General features: G+C 72.3%; 17 protein-coding genes. 9 read left to right on the top strand and 8 right to left on the bottom strand.

Features of this window, described 5'->3' with window-relative positions; translation table 11 throughout:
• Positions 1-277: 277 nt before the first annotated feature.
• From ACRX5W_RS05990 to pucD, 3 genes are read left to right on the top strand one after another with little or no spacing between them, the layout of a single operon-like run.
• Positions 278-1,159: an FAD binding domain-containing protein gene (locus tag ACRX5W_RS05990; protein WP_436786882.1), complete on the top strand. Its 882-nt coding sequence runs from the start codon at positions 278-280 to the stop codon at positions 1,157-1,159.
• A complete protein-coding gene (locus tag ACRX5W_RS05985) occupies positions 1,156-1,650 on the top strand; it encodes a (2Fe-2S)-binding protein (RefSeq protein WP_436786881.1) in 495 nt (164 codons plus the stop codon). Before ACRX5W_RS05990 ends, ACRX5W_RS05985 begins: the two co-directional genes overlap by 4 nt.
• A 2-nt stretch (positions 1,651-1,652) precedes the next feature.
• Positions 1,653-4,019 (top strand): xanthine dehydrogenase subunit D, encoded by a 2,367-nt coding sequence (gene pucD, locus ACRX5W_RS05980; protein ID WP_436786880.1) that lies wholly within the window; start codon positions 1,653-1,655, stop codon positions 4,017-4,019.
• A gap of 9 nt (positions 4,020-4,028) precedes the next feature.
• Here pucD and ACRX5W_RS05975 read toward each other — a convergent pair whose 3' ends face one another.
• From ACRX5W_RS05975 to ACRX5W_RS05960, 4 genes are all read right to left on the bottom strand, one after another.
• Positions 4,029-4,487 (bottom strand): MarR family winged helix-turn-helix transcriptional regulator, encoded by a 459-nt coding sequence (locus ACRX5W_RS05975; RefSeq protein ID WP_436786879.1) that lies wholly within the window; start codon positions 4,485-4,487, stop codon positions 4,029-4,031.
• Between the two features lie 44 nt (positions 4,488-4,531).
• The gene (locus ACRX5W_RS05970) at positions 4,532-5,332 is read right to left on the bottom strand and encodes an enoyl-CoA hydratase/isomerase family protein (protein WP_436786878.1); all 801 of its coding nucleotides are present in this window, start codon (positions 5,330-5,332) and stop codon (positions 4,532-4,534) included.
• Positions 5,333-5,432: 100 nt separating this feature from the next.
• Positions 5,433-6,962 carry an MFS transporter gene (locus tag ACRX5W_RS05965; RefSeq protein WP_436786877.1) on the bottom strand — a complete coding sequence of 510 codons (1,530 nt, stop codon included), beginning with the start codon at positions 6,960-6,962 and terminating at the stop codon, positions 5,433-5,435.
• Between the two features lie 69 nt (positions 6,963-7,031).
• A complete protein-coding gene (locus ACRX5W_RS05960; protein ID WP_436786876.1) occupies positions 7,032-7,949 on the bottom strand; it encodes a phosphatase PAP2 family protein in 918 nt (305 codons plus the stop codon).
• Between the two features lie 274 nt (positions 7,950-8,223).
• Here ACRX5W_RS05960 and ACRX5W_RS05955 point away from each other — a divergent pair, with 274 nt between their 5' ends.
• The 4 genes from ACRX5W_RS05955 (at position 8,224) to ACRX5W_RS05940 (ending at position 14,588) form a co-directional block, all read left to right on the top strand.
• Complete coding sequence (locus ACRX5W_RS05955; RefSeq protein ID WP_436786875.1) at positions 8,224-9,006, top strand: response regulator transcription factor; 783 nt, start codon at positions 8,224-8,226, stop codon at positions 9,004-9,006.
• A 3-nt stretch (positions 9,007-9,009) separates the two neighbouring features.
• Positions 9,010-10,074 carry a HAMP domain-containing sensor histidine kinase gene (locus tag ACRX5W_RS05950; protein ID WP_436786874.1) on the top strand — a complete coding sequence of 355 codons (1,065 nt, stop codon included), beginning with the start codon at positions 9,010-9,012 and terminating at the stop codon, positions 10,072-10,074.
• Positions 10,075-10,483: 409 nt separating this feature from the next.
• Positions 10,484-14,281: a multifunctional oxoglutarate decarboxylase/oxoglutarate dehydrogenase thiamine pyrophosphate-binding subunit/dihydrolipoyllysine-residue succinyltransferase subunit gene (locus tag ACRX5W_RS05945; protein ID WP_436786873.1), complete on the top strand. Its 3,798-nt coding sequence runs from the start codon at positions 10,484-10,486 to the stop codon at positions 14,279-14,281.
• A 130-nt stretch (positions 14,282-14,411) separates the two neighbouring features.
• Positions 14,412-14,588, top strand: a complete 177-nt coding sequence (locus tag ACRX5W_RS05940) for a DUF6104 family protein (RefSeq protein ID WP_436786872.1) — start codon at positions 14,412-14,414, stop codon at positions 14,586-14,588.
• 30 nt (positions 14,589-14,618) lie between these two features.
• Here ACRX5W_RS05940 and ACRX5W_RS05935 read toward each other — a convergent pair whose 3' ends face one another.
• Positions 14,619-15,566 carry a DUF4184 family protein gene (locus tag ACRX5W_RS05935; RefSeq protein ID WP_436786871.1) on the bottom strand — a complete coding sequence of 316 codons (948 nt, stop codon included), beginning with the start codon at positions 15,564-15,566 and terminating at the stop codon, positions 14,619-14,621.
• A 217-nt stretch (positions 15,567-15,783) separates the two neighbouring features.
• Between ACRX5W_RS05935 and ACRX5W_RS05930 the strand changes: the two genes are divergently transcribed.
• Positions 15,784-16,608, top strand: a complete 825-nt coding sequence (locus ACRX5W_RS05930) for a DUF4097 family beta strand repeat-containing protein (protein ID WP_436786870.1) — start codon at positions 15,784-15,786, stop codon at positions 16,606-16,608.
• Positions 16,605-17,615 carry a PadR family transcriptional regulator gene (locus ACRX5W_RS05925; RefSeq protein WP_436786869.1) on the top strand — a complete coding sequence of 337 codons (1,011 nt, stop codon included), beginning with the start codon at positions 16,605-16,607 and terminating at the stop codon, positions 17,613-17,615. Before ACRX5W_RS05930 ends, ACRX5W_RS05925 begins: the two co-directional genes overlap by 4 nt.
• Here ACRX5W_RS05925 and alc read toward each other — a convergent pair.
• From alc to ACRX5W_RS05910, 3 genes are all read right to left on the bottom strand, one after another.
• Positions 17,602-18,657, bottom strand: coding sequence for an allantoicase (gene alc, locus ACRX5W_RS05920; RefSeq protein WP_436787494.1), 1,056 nt, complete (start codon positions 18,655-18,657; stop codon positions 17,602-17,604). The two genes, ACRX5W_RS05925 and alc, sit on opposite strands and share 14 nt — an antisense overlap.
• Before the next feature lie 118 nt (positions 18,658-18,775).
• Positions 18,776-20,128: an allantoinase AllB gene (gene allB, locus ACRX5W_RS05915; protein ID WP_436786868.1), complete on the bottom strand. Its 1,353-nt coding sequence runs from the start codon at positions 20,126-20,128 to the stop codon at positions 18,776-18,778.
• Positions 20,125-21,321: a glycerate kinase gene (locus tag ACRX5W_RS05910; RefSeq protein WP_436786867.1), complete on the bottom strand. Its 1,197-nt coding sequence runs from the start codon at positions 21,319-21,321 to the stop codon at positions 20,125-20,127. Before ACRX5W_RS05910 ends, allB begins: the two co-directional genes overlap by 4 nt.
• Positions 21,322-21,324: the final 3 nt, after the last annotated feature.

The following is a 21,324-nucleotide window of genomic DNA, read 5'->3' as shown; positions in this document are numbered from 1 at the left end:
CCCCCCCCCCCCCCCCCCCCCCCCCCCCCCCCCCCCCCCCACCTCTCCGTTTTGCCGCATGAACCTGCGGGCGCGCGGTCTCGGCGCGGCTGACGTGCTCCGGGCCGCTGCCGGCCCGTGCGGCACGGTCGGGTGCTGTACGAGCGGTGCGGTGTGCTTCATGCTGTGTGGTCCGACCGACCCGTTCCGCGCGATCTGTTTCCCCGTGAACTGCTCTGCCCGACCTGCTCGGCGTGATCCGTGCCTGGTGGTGTGTGCACGACAGGAGGCCCCCGTCATGGAGTTCCTGCGCCCCGCGACGTGGGACGAGGCGCTTGCCGCGAAGGCCGCGTACCCGGACGCGGTGGCGATCGCCGGCGGCACCGACGTCATGGTCGAACTGAACTTCGACCGGCGCCGCCCCGACGCTCTCGTCGACCTCGACCGCATCGCCGAACTGCACGCCTGGGAAGTCGGCGCCGACGTCGTACGCCTGGGCGCGTCCGTGCCGTACGCCCGCATCATCGAGAACCTCGCCGACCGCCTGCCCGGGCTGGCGCTGGCCGCGCGCACGATCGGGTCGCCGCAGATCCGCAATCGCGGCAGTGTCGGCGGCAATCTCGGCGCCGCCTCACCCGCGGGGGACGCACACCCCGCGCTGCTGGCCTCCGGCGGTCGCGTCGAGGTCGAGTCGGCGGCACGCGGGGTGCGCATGATCCCGATCGACGACTTCTACCTCGGCGTCAAACGCAACGCGCTGGCGTCCGACGAGCTGATCCGGGCGGTGCACATCCCGTCGGCGACCGGACCACAGCAGTTTTCGAAAATCGGCACACGCAACGCGATGGTGATCGCGGTGTGCTCGTTCGGGATCGCCCTGCACCCGCACACCGGGACCGTGCGCACCGGCCTCGGCTCGGCCGCGCCGACCCCGCTGCGCGCACTCGACGCCGAGGAGTTCATCGAAGCCGAATTGGCCGACGCGTGGGCGTCGCGCGGGGAGCTGCGTCCGACGGCCGTCGCGCGGTTCGGCGAACTGGTCGCCGCGGCGGCGTCGCCGATCGACGACGTTCGCGGGTCGGCGGCGTACCGGCGCCACGCCCTGGCGGTGATGGCGCGACGCACACTCAGCTGGACGTGGGACGCCTACCGCAACGACGACCGGAGGACCGCCGCATGAGGGTCACGTTCACGGTGAACGGCCGCCGAACCGAGGCCGACGACGTCTGGGAGGGCGAGAGCCTGCTGTACGTGCTGCGCGAACGCGTCGGCCTGCCGGGCTCGAAGAACGCCTGCGAGCAGGGCGAATGCGGCAGTTGCACGATCTACCTCGACGGCGAGGCGGTGTGCGCGTGCCTGGTCGCCGCCGGACAGGCGGAGGGCCGCGAGATCCGTACCGTCGAAGGACTCGCGGACGGGGCACGACTCGATCCGGTGCAGCAGGCTTTCCTCGACGCGGGTGCGGTGCAGTGCGGTTTCTGCACGCCGGGCCTGATCGTGCAGGCGCACGCGCTCCTCGCGCGGCAGTCTCGGCCGAGTGACGCGGAGATCCGCGAGGCGCTGTCCGGCAACCTGTGCCGGTGCACCGGCTACGAGAAGATCATGGACGCGGTGCGTCTGGCGGCCGAGCGCCGGGCCGGCGGTGCGTCCGACGAGGGGCGGGTGGGCTGACAGTGGCGGAGGACACGACGCGCGGGACCCCGGTGGGCCTCCCGCACACCACGGCGCCGGAACGCGACGGTGTCGGCGCGTCGGCGCCGCGCCCGGACGGCGTGCTCAAGGTCCGGGGCGACTTCGCGTTCAGCTCGGACCTGTGGCACGAGGACATGCTGTGGGGGACGACCCTGCGCAGCCCGCACCCCCGCGCCCGCATCCTCGCGGTCGACATCACCGAGGCGGTCGCGCTGCCGGGTGTGCACGCGGTGCTGACCCACGAGGACATCCCGGGCGAGAAGTTCTACGGCCTGGAGATCGCGGACCAGCCGGTGCTGGCGATCGACCAGGTCCGCTACCACGGCGAGCCGATCGCGATCGTCGCGGCCGATCACCCCGAGACGGCGCGGCGCGCGGCGGCGAGGATCGCGGTGACGTACGACGTGCTCCCCCCGATCACGAGCCCTGAGGAAGCCGCCGACACCGCGTCGCACGGCCATGTGCACGCGCCCGCCGAGTACAAGGCGCGCGCCGACGGCAACGTCGTGCACCGCCAGCGCATCGTCTCGGGCGCCGGGGTGACCGACGAGGTCCGCGCGGCGGCCGATGTGGTCGTGCGGGGCGACTACGAGGTGGGCATGCAGGACCAGGCGTTCCTCGGCCCCGAGTCCGGCCTCGCGGTGCCGGCCGAGGACGGCGGTGTCGACCTCTACATCGCCACTCAGTGGATGCACGCCGACCAGCGGCAGATGTGCCCAGTGCTGGGCCTGCCGCCGGACAAGGTGCGGCTCACACTCGCGGGCGTCGGCGGCGCGTTCGGCGGGCGCGAGGACATCTCGATGCAGGTGCACGCGTGCCTGCTGGCGCTGCACACCGGCCGCCCGGTCAAGATCGTCTACTCGCGCGAGGAGTCGTTTTTCGGCCACGTGCACCGTCACCCGGCGTGGCTGACGTACGAGCACGGCGCGACACGCGACGGCAAGCTGGTCTACGTCGAGGCGCGGATGAGCCTGGACGGCGGCGCGTACGCGTCGACCTCGGCCGCGGTGGTGGGCAACGCGGCGTCGCTGGCGATCGGCCCGTACGCGGTGCCGAACGTCGCGGTGGACGCCGCCGCGTACTACACCAACAACCCGCCCTGCGGCGCGATGCGCGGCTTCGGTGCGGTGCAGGCGTGTTTCGCGTACGAGTCTCAGATGGACCGGCTCGCCGAGGAACTGGCCATGGACCCGGTGGAGTTGCGCTGCCGCAACGCAGTCGAGGAGGGTTCGGCGATGCCGACCGGGCAGACCGTCGACGCGCCCGCCCCGGTGGCCGAATTGCTGCGGCGCGTGCGAGACATGCCGCTGCCGCCGACCGGCACGGATTCCCCGGACCTGCGCGAGCTGCCGGGCGGCGTGTCGAACACCACCCACGGCGAGGGCGTGGTGCGCGGGATCGGCTACGCGGTCGGCATCAAGAACGCCGGGTTCTCGGAGGGCTTCGACGACTACTCGACCGCGCGCGTGCGCCTGGAGGTCATCGCCGGCGAGCCGGTCGCCGTGGTCCACACTGCCGCCGCCGAGGTGGGGCAGGGCGGCGTCACGGTCCAAGGACAGATCGCACGCACCGAGCTCGGCGTCGGGCGCGTGACGGTCCAGCCGGCGGACACCCGCGTGGGCTCGGCCGGGTCGACGTCCGCGTCGCGGCAGACGTACGTCACCGGCGGCGCGGTGAAGACGGCGTGCGAGGCGGTGCGGGCGGCGGTCTTCGAGATCGGCATGCGCAGGTACGGCTGGTCCGGCGAGATGGTCGCGGGCCTCGCGCTCGCGGCCGGCAAGGTCGTCGCGCCCGACGGGGCGGTCGTCGCCGACCTGGCCGAACTCCTCGGCGGCGAGGCGGTCGAGGAGACCCGCGTCTACCGGCACCGGCCCACACAGGCGTTCGACAAGGTGACCGGGCAGGGCTTCGGCCACGTGCAGTACACGTTCTGCGCGCACCGCGCGGTCGTCGATGTCGACACCGAGTTGGGCCTGGTCAAGGTGGTCGAGTTGGCGGCGGCCCAGGACGTGGGCCTGATGGTGAACCCGGCCGCGGTGCTCGGCCAGGTCCACGGCGGCTCGGCCCAGGGGCTCGGCCTCGCGGTCATGGAGGAGATCGTCGTCGCGGACGCGAAGGTGCGGAACCCGTCGTTCACCGACTACCTGATCCCGACCATCCTCGACACGCCGCCGATGCGGGTCGACGTGCTCGAACACCCCGACCCGCACGCCCCTTACGGTCTGCGTGGCGCGGGCGAGGCCTCCGCCTTGTCCTCGACCCCGGCCGTCGTCTCCGCGATCCGCGCGGCGACCGGCCTCCCGCTCAACCGCGTCCCGGTGCGCCCGGAACACCTCACCGGGACCTGACCGCGGCCGTCAGGCGTCCAGCGGCACGTCGAGCAGTTGGCGCAGCTCCGCACAGAACGCCCGCGTGTGCTCCGCGTCCAGGCCGCCGAGCGGTTCCACCAACCGGTCGAGGAGACCGTGGACGACCGCCACCGCCTCACCCGTGGCCTCGGCCCCGCGCTCGGTCAGCGACAACCGGATCGCCCGGCTGTCGTCGGGGTCGCGCAGACGGCGGATGAGGCCTTCGGCCTCCAGCGTGCGGGCGAGCTTGGACACGTACAGCGCCTCCAGGCCGGAGTGGTCCGCAAGCTCGCGCTGACTCGGCCTGACCCCCGCCTTCGCCATGCCCCGCAGCGACGCCAGCAGCGAGTACTGCGCGTGGGTCAGCCCCAGCGGCGCGAGCGCCCGGTCGACGGCGACGCGCCACTTCATCGACAGCCGCCACACCAGGAACCCGGGCGTGGGACCTTCGGGCTTCTCCTCGCTCATGCCGAATAATGTACATGGACAGTAAATCCGCGGCGTCGCACGGACTACGGCGCCGTCCCCCAGGTGAAGACCGCCGCGCGACGCTCGGTGAAGGCGGTGAGGCCCTCGCGGACGTCGGTCGAGCTGCGGGACTCCTGCTCCCAGGCGCGCACCCGCTCGGGGTCGAGGGTGTCGGACGCGAGCAGGTCCTTCGCGGCGCGGACGGTGAGCTGGGAGCGCGAGGCGATCATGCGGGCGAAGGCGTACACGCGGTCTGCGGCGGCGTCGGGCGTGAAGACGTCGGCGACGAGGCCGACGCGCAGGGCCTGGGCGCTGTCGATCAGCTCGGCGGAGAACAGGAGGTACTTGGCGGTCGGGGTGCCGACGAGGCGGGCGAGGCGGGCGGTGGAGCCGGCGTCGTACACGATGCCGAGCTTGGCCGGCGTCACGCCGAACCGGGCGGTCTCGTCGGCGAAGCGCAGGTCGCAGGCCACCGCCAGTTGGCAACCCCCGCCGACGCACGCGCCCTGGACGAACGCGATGGTCGGCTTGGGGAACGCCGCGAGCGCCTGCTCGGCCGCCGCGTTGAGGGCGTGGTAGGCGTCGGCGGATTCGGCGGTCGCGTAGTGGCCGCGCAGTTCGCGGATGTCGGCGCCGGCGGAGAAGACGCCGTTCGAGCCGGTCAGGACGAGCACGCGCACTTCGGGATCGGCTTCGAGCCCCGCGAGGATCCCCGGTATCGCCGCCCACATCGCCGCGGTCATCGCACCCTTGGCCTCGGGCCGGTCGATGCGCAGCGTCGCGATCGCCTCGTCGACCTCCAGCATCAGCCCGTCCGCCCCGGTGTCCACCTGTCGCGCGCCCATGTCCCGGTCGCCTTCCCTTCCTGTGCCGGCCGTGCGTCGTGCGGTCCGGCCCGTGGCTCCTGCGGCGACCACGGTACGGGGCGGGTCGCCGCGTACCGCGTCAGGGTCGGGGGCCGTCGTGCTCGTGGGATCCGGCCCGCGGGGGGTCGACCGGCTCCAGCGGCGGTGCGTTGACCGGGCAGGAGGTCCGGCAGCGGGGCTGGGCGTGCGGGGGCTCGTCGGGCTGCTCCTCCAGGGCGTCGGAGCGCACGGTCCACCACGCGAGCGCCGCGCCCGCGACGAGCAGGCCGGCGCAGATCCACATCGCGGTGGCGAACCCCGAGTCGACGGTGGACGGAACCCGGTAGCCGTCGCCGGTCAGGCCGACGATCGCCGGCAGCCCGGCCACCGCCAGCAGGCCCGCGGCCCGGGCCGCGGCGTTGTTGACCCCGCTCGCGATGCCCGCCCGCGCCACGTCGACCGAGGCCAGCACGGTCGCGGTCAGCGGTGCGACGGTCACCGACAGGCCGAGTCCGAGCAGTGCCACGCCCGGGAGGACTTCGGCGATGTACGGCGCGTCCGGTCCGATGCGCAGCATCAACAGCAGCCCGCCCGCGCACAGCAGCGGTCCCACCGTCATGGGCAGCCGGGGGCCGATGCGTTTGGCGAGCGCTCCGGCACGCGCCGACAGCAGCAGCATCAGGACGGTGATCGGGAGCGTCGCCAGTCCGGAGTTCTGCGGCGAGTAGCCCGAGACCGTCTGGAGCTGGATGACCAGGAAGAACAGCACGGCGCTGAGCGCGGCGTACACGCACAGCGTCACGAGGTTGACCGCGGTGAACTGCCGCGACGCGAAGATGCCGAGCGGCAGCATCGGCTCGCGCACCCGCCTCTCGACCACCACGAAGGCCACCCCCGCCACGATCCCCGCAAGGCCCGCGGCCACCGCGATGGGCACCGAGTCCGACGCCGCGATGAGCGCCCACGTGACGCCGGCGAGGGCGAGCGCCGCGAGGGCGGCCCCGGTGATGTCGAAGCGCCCGGTGGCCCGGGGATCGAACGTCTCGGGGACGTGTCGTACGGCGACCGCGATCGTCACCGCGGCGAGGGGCAGGTTGATCAGGAAGATCCACCGCCAGCTCACCGCGTCGACCAGCCACCCGCCCAGGAACGGTCCGATCGCCGTCGCCACGCCGCCCAGGCCCGACCACGCGCCCACCGCCCGCGCGCGGTCGTCCTTGGCGAACGTCGCCTGGATGATGGCCAGCGAGCCGGGCGTCAGCAGCGCTCCCCCGATGCCCTGGAGGGCGCGCGCGACGATCAGCAGTTCGACATTGGGCGCGATCCCGCACAGCAGTGACGCCAGCGCGAACCACACGACGCCGATGATGAAGATCTTCCGGCGGCCGTAGCGGTCCCCCAGCGCGCCGCCCAGCAGGATGAGACCGGCGAGGGTGAGGGTGTACGCGTTGACGATCCACTGCAGCGCGGCCACCGACGCGTCGAGGTCGCGCCCGATCGTCGGCAGCGCCACGTTGACCACGGTGCCGTCGAGCAGGACGATGCCGGACCCCAGCACCGTCGCCAGCAGCACCCAGCGCGCGGCTGCCGAGCCGTAGCCGACGGCCTGTGTCCGCCCGGTCTCCGCCATAGGTCGATCATCGGCCTTGCGTACCGCAGGCGCGCGGCCGAACCCGGGGCGACGCCACCGACGCCGCGGTCAGTAGCGCGCGGGTACGCGGGGCCGGGGCACTATCCGGATGAGTTTCGCGTGGGGCGAGCGGTCGGGGAACGGCACGATGACCATCGCCACGGCCAGCAGCAGCGTCGCGACGAACGCGTCGAGCCAGTAGTGGTTCGCGGTGACGACCACGACCAGCAGCGTTATGGCCGGGTGCAGCCAGATCAGCTTGCTGCCGACCCGGCGGACCTGGTCGCGGCTGCACCAGACGGCCATCACGCCGAGGGCCACGACAAGGGCCCAGCCGAAGTGCAGCGACGGCATCGCCGCGTACTGGTTGGCGATCTTCTCGCCGACGCCGGAGTACGGGGACGTGCCGTCCTCAAGACCGGTGTCGGTGAAGCCGGGCATCATCCGCGGCGGCGCCAGGGGCACCAGGATGTGGATGACCAGCGCGACGCCGGTCATGATCGCCAGGAGATTCCGTATCCACTTGTAGTGGTCGCGGTGGCGGACCCACAGCCACAGCAGGAACGCCACGGTGATCGGGAAGTGGACGTACGCGTAGTACTGGTTCGCGGCGGACACCAGCCAGTCGGACTGGATGTACCACTTCTGGATGACCAACTCATCCGGCAGGCCGAGTGTCTTCTGAAGCGTGAGGACTTCCTTGGCGTTGTCGAACGCCTTGCCCGTCTCGCCGGACGCGAGGCCTCGGCCGAACTTGTAGATCAGGAACAGCGCCGCGACGAGCAGCAGTTCGCGGACGGCGTCACGCAGCGTGCGCAGGCGCTTGGCCTTCTTCGCCGCCGCGAGCGCGACGGGGTCGAGGGTCTCGGGCGGCTTCGGGGCGAAGTCCTCCGACGCCGTACCCGTGAGGGAGTCGGCGCCCGGGGGGACGGGCGCGGCGGTGAGAACCGGTGCCCCGGTGCTCCTCGCCTTGAATTTGCTGATCACCGCTCCCCCAACTCCATCCTGTCCAAATGCTGCTTCGGACCGCAGGCCAGCCTAAGCCGTCCGTCAACCCGCGACACAACCAGCGGCCTTCGCGCCGCAACCTCACAGACACCAAGCGGCGCCGTTCGGTTGCGGGCGCGGTACGGCGCCCCGCCGGGGCTGGTAGAAGGCTACGAACCCGGCGGCGCGCCGCGCATCGGTCTTGGGGCGGAGAGCACCCTTAGGTGGTCAACCCCCATACGGCGACGTGTGTTCCCTCCGTACGCTGCCGTACATGACCGACGAAGCGTCCCTGTCCCCGCCGTCCCTGCCGTCGCAGCGCGGTTCCGGCACCGGCGAGCAGCGGCTCGTCCTGGTGGTGGAGGACGAGCCGACCATCGCCGAAGCGGTCGCCGCGCGGCTGCGCAACGAGGGGTTCGGCACCGTCATCGCGACGGACGGCCCCGCCGCCGTCGCGGTCGCCGAGGAGACCCGGCCCGACGTCGTCGTGCTCGACGTCATGCTGCCGGGCCTGGACGGGCTGGAGGTGTGCCGCCGGATCCACGCGGCGCATCCTGCGGTCCCGGTGCTGATGCTGACCGCACGCGACGACGAGACCGACCTGCTGGTGGGCCTGGCCGTCGGCGCGGACGACTACATGACCAAGCCGTTTTCGATGCGCGAGCTGGTCGCGCGGGTCCACGTGCTGCTGCGGCGCATGGAGCGGGCCGAGGCCGCGGCGCGGCAGGCGGAGCCTGAGGCGGTGCGGCTCGGCCCACTCCGCATCGACCGCACGCAGCGGCGGGTGCATCTCGACAGCGCCGAGGTGCACCTGACACCGACCGAGTTCGACCTGCTGGTGTGTCTCGCGTCACGTCCGCGCGCGGTGTTGTCGCGGGAGCAATTGCTCGCCGAGGTGTGGGATTGGGTGGACGCGTCGGGCACGCGCACCGTCGACTCCCACATCAAGGCGCTGCGGCGGAAGCTGGGCGCGGAGTGGATCCGTACCGTCCACGGTGTCGGGTACGCCCTGGAGACGCCCGGGGCGCCCGACCGCGCCGGACGGCCCGGGGGGTGACCGGTGCCCCGCCCCGACTGGCTGAACCTCCGGCCTCTCGACCCGCTGCGGTCGATCAAGATCAAGCTCGGTGTGCTGGTCGTCGCCTCGGTGTTCGTCTCGACGCTGTTCTTCATCCTGGGGCTGCGCGCGGAGGTGCAGTTCCGGTACACGTTCGTGGCGACGTCGCTGGCCTCGCTCGCGGTGACGCTGCTGCTCGCGCACGGCATGACCTCACCGCTGCGGGAGATGACCGCCGCCGCGCGCGCGATGGCCCGCGGCGACTACTCGCGGCGGGTGCGCGACACCTCCCGTGACGAGGTCGGCCAGTTGGCGAGTGCTTTCAACCGCATGGCCTCGGACCTGGAGCAGGTCGACCGGCACCGGCGCGAGCTGGTCGCGAACGTCTCGCACGAGCTGCGCACGCCCATCGCGGGCCTGAGGGCGCTGCTGGAGAACATGGTCGACGGCGTCCAGGAGCCCGACAAGGAGCACTTGGCGCAGGCGCTCACCCAGACCGAGCGCCTCGGCCGCCTGGTCGCGGACCTGCTGGACCTGTCGCGCATCGACGCGGGCGTGGTGCCGCTGCGGGTGCGCGAGTTCGCCGTACGGCCGTTTCTGGAGGCGGTGCTGCGCGAGGCCGAGGCGCTGGGCCACGACGTGGTGTTCGTCGTGGACGTCGAACCGGCGTCGCTGACCGCCGTCGCGGACCCGGAGCGGCTTCACCAGGTGGTCACCAATCTGCTGGCGAACGCCTGCCGGCATTCGCCTCCCGGCGGCCGGGTCAGCCTGCACGCGCACCAGGACGAGGGGGCCGGCAGCCTGCGGCTGGAGGTGCAGGACCAGGGCCCGGGGATCCCGCGCGAGGAGCGCACGCGCGTGTTCGAGCGGTTCATCCGCGGCGGCGAGGGTGCCGCGGTGCCGTACCAGGGCGGCGGCGGTCGGCGCGAGGGCGGCGGTACGGGTCTCGGCCTGGCGATCGCGCGGTGGGCGGTGTCGCTGCACGGCGGCGACATCGTGGTGGCCGAGTCGTTGTACGGCTGCCGGATCCGGGTGGTGCTCCCGGCCGCCTCGCGCGAGCCGTCGTGAGCGGCTGCCCGGGCATTCCCCGCGGGCGCGCCGCAGTCTTCCGGCCTAGGTCGCGCCCGCGGATCCGGATGTGTGATCGATGACAATCCGTGAGGACGACAAACCTCACGAGACGACCTCTCGCACAGTTGTACGGCCGCACCCACAGGCAGGGGTGGGCAGGCCGACAAGAGCGGGCGCTTAGTGGATAGCGACCGACCCTCCGGTTCTCACATTCCGTCACAAAAAATGTGGGTGAAAAGGGCAATTCTTCTTTCATGGGTCATCTATCTGTGATCTACGCGACGCGAAAGACGATGAGCCTGCGCGGCATGGCCGAAAGGGCGTAGCCTTGTTTCCCGCTGTCCACCACCCAAGGAAGCGGAAGAGGGCGGTTGCCGCCGTGTCGTCACAGTCCCCTAGCAACCCGATGGCCAGCTTCGGCCCCAACGAGTGGCTTGTCGACGAGATCTACCAGCAGTACCTACAGGACCCGAATTCTGTGGATCGTGCCTGGTGGGATTTCTTCGCCGACTACAAGCCCAGCGGAGACGCGGTAACCGCACCCGCCGCCGACTCGTCCAACCGGAGCGGTCCCATCACAACGAGCACTCCGAGTGCGCCCGGCGCCGCCGGCCCCGCGCCCGCACCGAGCCCAGCAGCGGCGCCCTCGGCGCCCGCAGCCCCCGCCGCCCCGGCGCCCGCCGCCGGGACCACGGCGACGACACCGGCACCGGCGTCCAGCCACCCGATGGTCAGCAGCGGCGTGTCGAACAGCGCCGCCGCGACCACGGCCCCCGCCAAGCCGACCCCCGCCGACCCGCCGTCGACGATCACCAAGCCGACCGCCCCGGCGGCACCGGCACCCGCGAGCGCGGGCCCGGAGACCGTCGCCCTCAAGGGCCCCGCGGCCCGCGTGGTGTCCAACATGGACGCCAGCCTCACGATCCCCACCGCGACCAGTGTGCGCGCCGTGCCGGCGAAGCTGCTGATCGACAACCGCATCGTGGTCAACAACCACCTCAAGCGGGCCCGCGGCGGAAAGGTTTCCTTCACCCACTTCATCGGCTACGCGCTGGTCCAGGCGCTCAAGTCGATGCCGCAGATGAACCACGGCTACCAGGAGAAGGACGGCAAGCCGTTCCTGGTCAAGCCCGAGCACATCAACCTCGGCCTCGCGATCGACCTGACCAAGGCCAACGGCGACCGCCAGCTCGTCGTCGCGGCGATCAAGAAGGCCGAAGAGATGGACTTCTTCGCCTTCTGGCAGGCGTACGAGGACATCGTCCGCCGCGCCCGCGCCAACAAGCTGACCGTCGACGACTTCTCCGGCGTCACCGTCTCGCTGACCAACCCGGGCGGCATCGGCACCGTGCACTCCGTGCCGCGCCTGATGCCCGGCCAGGGCACCATCGTCGGCGTCGGCGCGATGGAGTACCCCGCGGAGTTCCAGGGCGCGTCCTCGGACACCATGGCCCGCCTCGCGGTGAGCAAGATCCTGACGCTGACCAGCACCTACGACCACCGGATCATCCAGGGTGCGCAGTCGGGCGAGTTCCTGCGTCGCATGCACCAGCTCCTCCTGGGCGAGGGCGGGTTCTACGACGACATCTTCGCCTCCCTGCGCATCCCGTACGAGCCGGTGCGCTGGGTGCAGGACATCTCGGCGAGCCACGAGGACGACGTCAACAAGACGGCGCGCGTACAGGAGCTCATCCACTCGTACCGCGTGCGCGGCCACCTCATGGCCGACACCGACCCCCTGGAGTACAAGCAGCGCCGCCACCCGGACCTCGACGTCGTCGAGCACGGGCTGACGCTGTGGGACCTGGAGCGCGAGTTCGCGGTCGGCGGGTTCGCCGGGCAGTCGATGATGACGCTGCGCGAGGTGCTCGGCGTCCTGCGCGACTCCTACTGCCGCACGGTCGGCGTCGAGTACATGCACATCCAGGACCCGCAGCAGCGCCGCTGGATCCAGGAGCGCATCGAGGTCCCGCACACCAAGCCGGACCGCGAGGACCAGCTCCGGGTGCTGCGCAAGCTCAACGCCGCCGAGGCGTTCGAGACGTTCCTCGCCACCAAGTACGTCGGCCAGAAGCGTTTCTCGCTGGAGGGCGGCGAGTCGACGATCCCGCTGCTCGACGCGGTCCTGTCGGCCGCCGCCGAGGCCGGGCTCGACGAGGTCGCGATCGGCATGGCGCACCGCGGCCGGCTCAACGTCCTGACGAACATCGTCGGCAAGAGCTACGCGCAGGTCTTCCGCGAGTTCGAGGGCAACATCGACCCCAAGTCGATGCACGGCTCGGGTGACGTGAAGTACCACCTCGGCGCCGAGGGCACGTTCACCTCCGAGGACGGCGCCCAGGTCAAGGTGAGCCTCGTTGCGAACCCGTCGCACCTGGAGGCTGTCAACCCGGTCCTGGAAGGCGTCGTCCGCGCGAAGCAGGACATCATCGACATGGCGGGCGCCGGGTTCACCGTGCTGCCGCTGCTGCTGCACGGCGACGCGGCCTTCGCGGGCCAGGGCGTGGTGGCCGAGACGCTCAACATGTCGCAGCTCCGCGGCTACCGCACCGGCGGCACCGTGCACGTGGTCATCAACAACCAGGTCGGCTTCACCGCCGCGCCCACGGCGTCGCGCTCGTCGATGTACGCGACCGACGTCGCCCGCATGGTCGAGGCGCCGATCTTCCACGTCAACGGCGACGACCCCGAGGCGTGCGTCCGTGTCGCGCAACTGGCGTTCGAGTACCGGCAGGCGTTCCACAAGGACGTCGTGATCGACCTGATCTGCTACCGGCGCCGGGGCCACAACGAGGCCGACAACCCGTCGTTCACGCAGCCGCTGATGTACGACCTGATCGACAAGAAGCGCTCGGTCCGCAAGCTCTACACCGAGGCGCTCATCGGCCGGGGCGACATCACCGTCGAAGAGGCCGAGCAGGCGCTCAAGGACTACCAGGACCAGCTGGAGAAGGTGTTCGCCGAGGTCCGCGAGGCGACCACCGCGGAGGTCCCGGCCCACACCGAGCCTGCGCAGCTCCCGGACTTCCCGGCGCCGGCGCAAACGCCGATCGCGTCCGAGACGGTCAAGCGCATCGTCGAGTCGCAGATCTCGCTGCCCGAGGGCTTCACGGTCCACCCGCGCCTCCAGCCGCAGTTGCAGCGCCGCGCGGCGATGGTCGAGGACGGCACGATCGACTGGGCGATGGGCGAGACGCTCGCGTTCGGCTCGCTGCTCATGGAGGGCCACCCGGTCCGCCTGGTCGGCCAGGACTCGCGGCGCGGGACCTTCGGCCAGCGCCACGCGGTGCTGGTCGACCGCGACTCGGGCGGCGAGTGGACGCCGCTGGCGAACCTCACCCCCGAGCAGGCGAAGTACACCGTGTACGACTCGCTGCTGAGCGAGTTCGCCGCGATGGGCTTCGAGTACGGCTACTCCCTGGCCCGGCCGAACGCGCTGGTGCTGTGGGAGGCGCAGTTCGGCGACTTCGCCAACGGCGCGCAGACCATCATGGACGAGTTCATCTCGTCGGCCGAGCAGAAGTGGGGGCAGCACTCCGGCGTCGTCCTGCTGCTGCCGCACGGCTACGAGGGCCAGGGCCCGGACCACAGTTCGGCGCGCATCGAGCGCTACCTGCAACTGTGCGCCCAGAACAACATGACGGTCGCGTCGCCGACGCTGCCCAGCAACTACTTCCACCTGCTGCGCTGGCAGGTCCACAACCCGCACCACAAGCCGCTGGTGGTGTTCACCCCGAAGTCGATGCTGCGCCTCAAGGCCGCCGCGTCGAAGATCGAGGAGTTCACCTCGGGCGAGTTCCGCCCGGTCATCGGGGACACCACGGTGGATCCGACGCGGGTGCGCCGCGTGGTCATGACGTCCGGCAAGTTCTACTACGACCTTGAGGCGCAGCGCCGCAAGTCGGGCACGGACGACGTGGCGATCGTGCGGGTCGAGCGGCTCTACCCGCTGCCCGTCGAGGAAATGCGGGCCGAGCTGACGCGGTACGGCATGGATCGGTACGGCAACGGCCTGGAGCTCGTGTGGGCCCAGGAGGAGCCGGCGAACCAGGGCCCGTGGCCGTTCATCGCGCTGAACCTCGTCGAGGCGGGTCTCCCGACGCCGCGCCGCATCGCCCGCCCGGCGGCGTCGTCGCCGGCGGTCGGCTCGGCCAAGCGGCACGAGGCGGAGCAGGGCGAGCTTGTCGCCGAGGCGCTCGGCTGAGCCTGAGGGCCGGACAGAGGCTGTGTGGGGTCCGCCCCGGCGCGTGCGTTGCGCCGGGGCGGGCTCGTTTCGTGTGGCGGTCGTGGGGATCGGCGGTGGCGGATCCCGACGGCAAGACGTAGGAGTGACCGTGTACTTCACCGACCGGGGCATCGAGGAGCTGGAGAGCCGCCGCGGCGACGAGGAGGTCAGCCTCGCGTGGCTGGCCGAGCAACTGCGGACGTTCGTCGACCTGAACCCCGAGTTCGAGACGCCGGTCGAGCGGCTGGCGACGTGGCTGGCCCGGCTCGACGACGAGGACGAGTGACCGCGTGCGCGGCGGCGAACGCGGCCGTGTTCAGCTTTGCCGCGCGCGGTTTGCGTGGCCGCGCGCGGTCGGCCACAGCAGCCAGACTGCGGCGTACATGACGACCGCGGCCGCCGCCCAGCGGCCGAAACCGGTCGCGATGTAGAAGCCGACGACGTCGAAGGGCTGTCCGACGTACTGGCGCGTGGTGCGGACCGCGCCGAAGACGCCGGCGAGGGTGAGCGCCGCGAGGATCGCCACGCGCCACGGGACCGGGAGCCGGGGCGCGGTGGGCGGGTGGGCCGGGAGCGCGGCACAGCGGCGTGCCCCCCACCAGGCGATGGCGATCAGGCCGACGAAGGTGCTCGTGTACTGGAGCACGCTGAACCACGGGCGGCCGTCGGGCAGGAAACTGGGCTCGCGCAGCCACGGTGCGACGTGGGCGACGCCCGGGTCGTGGTGGTGGGTCCAGGCGTCCCAGCCGACGTGGGTGAGTGCGCCGAGCCATGCGGAGACGGTGAACCAGCCTGCGGCGCCGAGGAGTTCGGGGCGTACGGGGCGTCCCTCTCGGCGTGCGGCGCGCAGTTCGGCGGGGAGGCGTGGCAGCAGCGGCTGCTCGATGCGCGCGCGAAGGGCGTCGGGGAGCAGCGCCAGCAGGGGGCGGAGCAGAAGCAGATGCCATACGGCGACGGCTATCGCGGTCAGGGCGAGGTCGTACAGGAGTACGCCGGGCACGACCCCGTGTGTCTGGGGGCGGTCGACGGCGAAGGGCAGGAAGCCGAAGTCGACGAAAAGCACGACGTCGGGTGCCATCGCGCCGAACACGAGCGCTGATGCGACCAGCGGGCCGCGCCGCTCTCCGACGCCGGTGCGGGTACCGCCCTGCATGGGCAGCACGGCGGCGATGTGGCTGACGGTGAACGGCATGGGGGTCCCGGGGTGTTCGGGGCAGACGGACCGGAGTGCGGCGAACTCGCGGGGGCGCACGGCGTCCGCCATCTCCACGGTTGTAGGACTCGTGGGCGCGGTCCGTGGTTCCCGGCCTCTTGACGCGGCGGCGACGCGATATATCGTGGAACGGAGCGGCACACGATATATCGCGTGTCGCGCAGTCGCCCGTCCGTACCCCCGCCTCCGTCGCCGCCACCGCCGGGCACGGGTTGGCCGGAGAGTGCGGCCGAAAGGACCGGAAGGGCCCGAAGTGGGAGGGGTATTCATGTCCCGATGGACCGTCGCCGCACCACAGGTGCTGGACTTCGAGCCGGTGCGGGTCGTGCGTGTGCGCACGGTCGCCGGAATCGTCGACGTCGTCGGCACGGACGGGCCGGCCCGGATGGAGGTCACCTCGATCGAAGGTCCGCCGCTGGACGTCCGGCACAAGCAGTCCGCCGCGGAACTCTCGGTCGGCTACGACGACTTGACGACGAGGCACCCGAAGGCCCGGTTCGGCCGCCGGACCCGCGAACGCAGTTGCGCGGTGTCGCTGGCGGTGCCGTGGGACTGCACGATCGACCTCGGCGTGGTGTCCGCGCACACGACGGTGTCGGGGGTGCACGGCGGGGTCACGGTCCGCAGCGTCGCGGGCGGGGTGACCCTCGTCGGACTGACCGGCGCGGTCGACGTGGGCACGGTCGCGGGGAACGTCGAGGCGGAAGCACTCGCCGGGGACGTCCAGGTGGGCACGGTCACCGGCGACCTCACGCTTGTCGAGGGCACCGGCGGGCGCGTGCGCGCCCACTCGGTGTCGGGCGCGATGGTCATGGATCTGGACGCGTTCGGCCGCAATGACGTACAACTGTCGACGGTCTCGGGCGCGTTGACGGTGCGTCTGCCGCACGACGGCGATGTGGACGTCGACGTGCGCTCGTCAGGGGGAACGGTGGGCTCCGCGTTCGCGGGACTGAACGTGCGCTCAGGTTTCGGAACTTCACGGTTGGTCGGCACGTTGGGTGAGGGAACCGGCCGACTGAGGATCAATTCGGCTTCCGGGGACGTCGCCCTGCTGCGACGCCCCGCGCCGGAAGGAAAGGTGCGCGCATGACCCCGGTCTTCGGCCACGGCCGCCTTCGGCTGTACCTGCTCAAGCTGTTGGACGAGAGCCCGCGGCACGGCTACGAGATCATCCGCCTGCTGCAGGACCGTTTCCTCGGGCTGTACGCGCCGTCGGCCGGCACCGTCTACCCGCGCCTGGCCAAGCTCGAACAAGAGGGCCTGGTCACGCACTCCGTCGAAGGCGGCCGCAAGGTCTACCGCATCACCGACGCGGGCCGCGCCGAGCTCGCCGACCGCCGGGCCGAGCTCGACGCGCTGGAGTCGGAGATCCGCGCGTCCGTCTACGAGCGAGCCCGCGAGATACGCGACGAGGTCCGCACGTCCGCCCGCAACCTGCGCGACGAACTCCGGCAGGCGGCACGGGACATCCAGGACGACGCCCGGCGCACCGACGAGTCGTCCGGGCACCAGGCGTGGCAGCGTGCCGGCAAGCAGGACCCGGTCTCCGCGTGGGCGAGGAACCTCGGCCCGACGCTGTCGCAGAAAATGGTCGATCTCGCGGAGGGGCTGGCCCAGGGACTCGCGGGGATCACCGAGCAGCACACCCGGCACCTTGAGGACGAGCTGCGCAGGCACTTCGGCCCGGACCCGGCGGCCGACAAGAAGGCGGCCGGCAGGCAGGCCACGGATCCGTGGTGCGACGAGGCGGACGGAGTCGGGGGCGCGGCCGGGCCGGTCGACGGCGGGAAGGCCTCGTCCGGCACCTCCGGCGCACGGGGGCGCGATTCCGGGGCCGGCGGCGGCGAACCGGGGAAGACCGGGGCGGGCGCCTCGTCCGAGGGCTCGTCCGGCGACGCCTCGGGCGCCTCGTCGAAGTCCGAGTCCCGGCGCGCCGGGGCCGAGCAGAGCGACTTCGAACAGCTCTTCGACTGCTTCCGGTCCGAAATCCACAGGGCGGCGGGACACGCGGGCCTCACCGCGCAGCAGGTCGACCGCGCCCGCGACGTGCTCGTACGCGCCTGCGCCGATCTGAAGGCCATCTTCAACGAGCGGTAGGAGCCGCGCCCGGCCGGGCATCCAAATCACGGACCCGGGCGCGGAGTTCCGCAAGTCCTGCGGTGGTCAGGCGGCCGAGGACGCGGAGCCGGGCGATGCCGCCGTCCGGGTACGCCTCGACACGCACGTGCCGCGCGGGGCGGTCGGGCGCGACGCGCCACCGGTGCCGGGTGTCGGGCTGGACGCGGGTCGGCGGCAGGAGGTCCCACCAGCCGTCGTCCTCGGCCGGATCGCCGTCGGTCTTGGCGCGAAGCCGGATCCAGCCGGGGGCGTTGCCCTTGTAGTGGTCGGTGTCGATCTCGACCGCCGCGACCAGGGACGGTCCCGCGAGCCGGACACGGACCCAGTCGTGGCCGTCGTCGCGGCGCCGACGCGTCTCCCAGCCCTCGCCCATGACCCGGGAGCGGCCGGGAGCGTTCACGTGGTGCGGCGGGGAGAAGAAGCGGTCGCTGGCGGCCTCCGCGACGCCGCCGTGTTCGGCGGCGGCCACATCGACCATGAGGCCGTCGAGGTAGTCGGGGTCCGGCACGGCCTCGCCGTGCACCCGCAGCCGCGCCACACCGCCGTCGGGGAAGATGTTGAGGCGCACATGGGTGAACCGACGCTCGACCGCGACCGGGAACCGGTGTGCGGTGTCCCCGTGCAGCGCGCCGCGCGGCACGATCGTGGTCCACGCGACGCCGGCCGACAACACTTCGTCGAGCGACGGGTGTTCGGGCACGTACGCGGCCTCGACCGACGCGGACTGCGGGTGGTTGCCGCGGAAATGCGCGGTGTCGACGACCACGCCCCGGATGACCCCCGCGGCCCCCAGGCGGATGATCGCCCAATCGTGGTCGCCGGGGTCCGGGTGCGGCCGATCCGCGCTCGCACCCCGGCGGCGGCGGGTCTCCCAGCCGTCCATGACCTGGCCTTTCGGCCCGAAGGTATGCGGGTGGAAGACCGGTTCGGTGTCGAGGAGGAGGTTCTCCTTGTCGGCGAACCACTCGTCGTTGGCGGCGACGACACCGGCGCCCAGCGCCCGGCCGGCCAGATCGACCATCCCGGTGAAGTCGTCGGCGGCGGGCGAAGTCACGGGCGGGCTCCGGTGGATCTCGGGTCGGGGCTGCCTGGTGGCTTCCCGCTGCGGTGGCCGCGTACGCCGCCGCGGCGATCGGGCGTCACACCGTCTCCCGGGGCAGGAGCTCGCCGCGCGGTGTCCCCGCGATGTCGACCGGTTCGCCGCGCAGCCACGTGGTGCGGACGACTCCGCGCAGGCGCCGGCCCGCGTACGGCGTGATCGGGTTGCGGTGGTGCAGTGCGCCGGGGTCGACGACGAACTCCGCGTCGGGGTCGAAGGCCACCAGGTCCGCGTCCCGGCCGGCGGCCACCGCGCCCTTGCGGTGCAGTCCGGCGAGGCGGGCGGGACCGGCGGCGGTCCACGCGGCGACGTCGCCGAGGCTGTGGCCGCGGCGGCGGGCCTCGGTCCACAGCGCGGACAGGCCGAGTTGCAGCGCGGCGATGCCGCCCCATGCCCGCGCGAAGTCGCCGTCGTCGAGGCACTTGAGGTCGGCGGTGCACGGCGAGTGGTCCGAGACGACGGCGGTGAACGCGCCGTCGGCGAGGCCTTTCCACAGCAGGTCGCGGTTGGCTTCGGAACGGATCGGCGGGCAGCACTTGAACGCGGTGTCACCGGGCCGTACGTCCTCGGCGGCGAGTGTGAGGTAGTGCGGGCACGTCTCGGCGGTCACCCGTATCCCGTCGGCGCGGGCGGCGGCCAACAGCGGCAGGACGTCCGCTGACGACACGTGAAGAACGTGGACGCGGGCTCCCGTTCGCCGCGCGGCCGCCAACAGCCCGGTCACGGCGACTGTTTCGGCGGCGTCGGGGCGGGATGCGAGGAAGTCGGCGTAGCTTGCTCCGTCGAAACTCGGTGCCGTGTCGAGGACTTCGGGAGACTCGGCGTGGATGACGGCCGGTGCGTCCAGGCGCGCGAGTTCGGCCAGGACCGCATCGAGCTGATCTTGGGGCAGGTGCGGGAACTCCTCGACGCCGGACGGTGACAGGAAGCTCTTGAAACCGAACACCCCCGCTCGGTACAGGGGTTCGAGGTCACCGTGATTCCCCGGCACGGCTCCGCCCCAGAAGCCGACGTCGACGTGCACGCGCCCGCGCGCGGCGTCCTGCTTGGCCCGCAGCGCGTCGACCGTCACCGTCGGCGGAACGCAGTTGAGCGGCATGTCGATCAGCGTCGTCACCCCGCCGGCGGCGGCTGCCCGGGTCGCGCTGGCGAAGCCCTCCCACGCGGTCCGGCCCGGCTCGTTGACGTGTACGTGGGTGTCGACCAGGCCGGGCATCAGCGCGAGGTCGCCCAGATCGTCGATCCGTCCCACACCGGGCGCACCGGCCCGGACGTGCCCGTACGGGGCCACGCGCGTGATCCTGCCGTCGGCGATCACCACATCGGCGGGCACCTCGCCGGTCGGGGTGACCACCCGGCGCGAACGCAGGACACGCCCGGATTCGGCGCTCACCGGGCGACCTCCATCGCGTCGACGGCGGCGAGGTCGTGCGCCAGCCGTACGCCCGCCTCGCGCAGGTACGAGCCCGCGTCCACCCGGGGATCGGCGTCGCCGGCGAGGTCTTCGAGGGAGTAGGCACGCACGAACCCGGCGGCGTGAAGCTGTTCATCGGTCAGTTCCACGCGTCCGCACACCGCCACCGCCGGCACTCCCGCGCGGCGGGCCGCCGCGGCGACGCCGACGGGGGCCTTGCCGTTGAGGGTCTGCCGGTCGAGCCGGCCCTCGCCGGTGACGACGAGCTCGGCTCCGGGCAGGTGCGCGTCGAATCCCAGCAGGTCGAGCAGCAGGTCGATGCCGGGCCGCACCGAGGCGCCCAGGAAGGCCAGCGCACCGAACCCGACCCCGCCCGCGGCGCCCGCGCCCGGCAGGTCCGCGATCCGCTGCGGTGTTCCCGCGCGCGGCCCGAGCAGACTCCTACCCGGCGGCACGGCCGGCGCGTCGCGGGCGACCACGTCGGCCCAGCGGGCCAGCCCGGACTCCAGCACGCGGACGTCCTCGGGACTCGCGCCCTTCTGCGGGCCGTAGACGGCACTGGCTCCCTCCGGCCCCAGGAGCGGGTTGTCCACGTCCGAGGCGATGATCACCTCGACACCCGCGTAGCGCCGCAGCACGTTGCCCGCGTCCACCCGGTGCAGGAGGCGCAACGCGGCTCCGCCGGGCGGAAGTTCGATGCCGTCCACGTCGAGCAGCCGGCCTCCGAGGGCCTGGACCATGCCCGCGCCGCCGTCGGTGCACGCGCTGCCGCCGAGACCGAGCACGACCCGGCGGGCCCCGGCGCGGACCGCCTCGGCGACGAGCTGGCCGACGCCGTAACTGCTCGCGGTGAGCGGCGCAGCGACGTTGCCGGGAAGCCGGACGAGACCGGACGCCTCGGCGAGTTCGACCACGGCGGTGGTGCCGCGCACCGCGAAGGACGCGTCCACGGCGAGCCCGGTCGGACCGGCCACACGAGTGCGCACGCGCCGGAATCCGGCGGCCACGGCGGCGTCGACCGTGCCGTCGCCTCCGTCGGCCACCGGGACGCGGCGCACATCCGCGCCCGGCAGCACCGTGAGGATGCCGTCCGCGATGCACCCGGCGGCCTCGGTCGCGGTGAGTGTGCCCTTGAACTTGTCGGGGGCGACGACGATGGTCGGGAGGGTCACGAG

Source organism: Yinghuangia sp. YIM S10712, from assembly GCF_051388935.1.
In the GTDB taxonomy this organism is placed as follows: domain Bacteria; phylum Actinomycetota; class Actinomycetes; order Streptomycetales; family Streptomycetaceae; genus Yinghuangia.
This window is presented reverse-complemented; position numbering and strand designations above follow the sequence as displayed.

What these genes read in the sequence shown, in the direction of transcription:
- ACRX5W_RS05990 (WP_436786882.1), top strand. Translation starts at nt 278, where the DNA reads ATGGAGTTCCTGCGCCCCGCGACGTGGGACGAGGCGCTTGCCGCGAAG.
- ACRX5W_RS05985 (WP_436786881.1), top strand. Translation starts at nt 1,156, where the DNA reads ATGAGGGTCACGTTCACGGTGAACGGCCGCCGAACCGAGGCCGACGAC.
- ACRX5W_RS05975 (WP_436786879.1), bottom strand. Translation starts at nt 4,487, where the DNA reads ATGAGCGAGGAGAAGCCCGAAGGTCCCACGCCCGGGTTCCTGGTGTGG.
- ACRX5W_RS05970 (WP_436786878.1), bottom strand. Translation starts at nt 5,332, where the DNA reads ATGGGCGCGCGACAGGTGGACACCGGGGCGGACGGGCTGATGCTGGAG.
- ACRX5W_RS05965 (WP_436786877.1), bottom strand. Translation starts at nt 6,962, where the DNA reads ATGGCGGAGACCGGGCGGACACAGGCCGTCGGCTACGGCTCGGCAGCC.
- ACRX5W_RS05955 (WP_436786875.1), top strand. Translation starts at nt 8,224, where the DNA reads ATGACCGACGAAGCGTCCCTGTCCCCGCCGTCCCTGCCGTCGCAGCGC.
- ACRX5W_RS05945 (WP_436786873.1), top strand. Translation starts at nt 10,484, where the DNA reads ATGGCCAGCTTCGGCCCCAACGAGTGGCTTGTCGACGAGATCTACCAG.
- ACRX5W_RS05935 (WP_436786871.1), bottom strand. Translation starts at nt 15,566, where the DNA reads ATGGCGGACGCCGTGCGCCCCCGCGAGTTCGCCGCACTCCGGTCCGTC.
- ACRX5W_RS05930 (WP_436786870.1), top strand. Translation starts at nt 15,784, where the DNA reads ATGTCCCGATGGACCGTCGCCGCACCACAGGTGCTGGACTTCGAGCCG.
- ACRX5W_RS05925 (WP_436786869.1), top strand. Translation starts at nt 16,605, where the DNA reads ATGACCCCGGTCTTCGGCCACGGCCGCCTTCGGCTGTACCTGCTCAAG.
- alc (WP_436787494.1), bottom strand. Translation starts at nt 18,657, where the DNA reads ATGGTCGATCTGGCCGGCCGGGCGCTGGGCGCCGGTGTCGTCGCCGCC.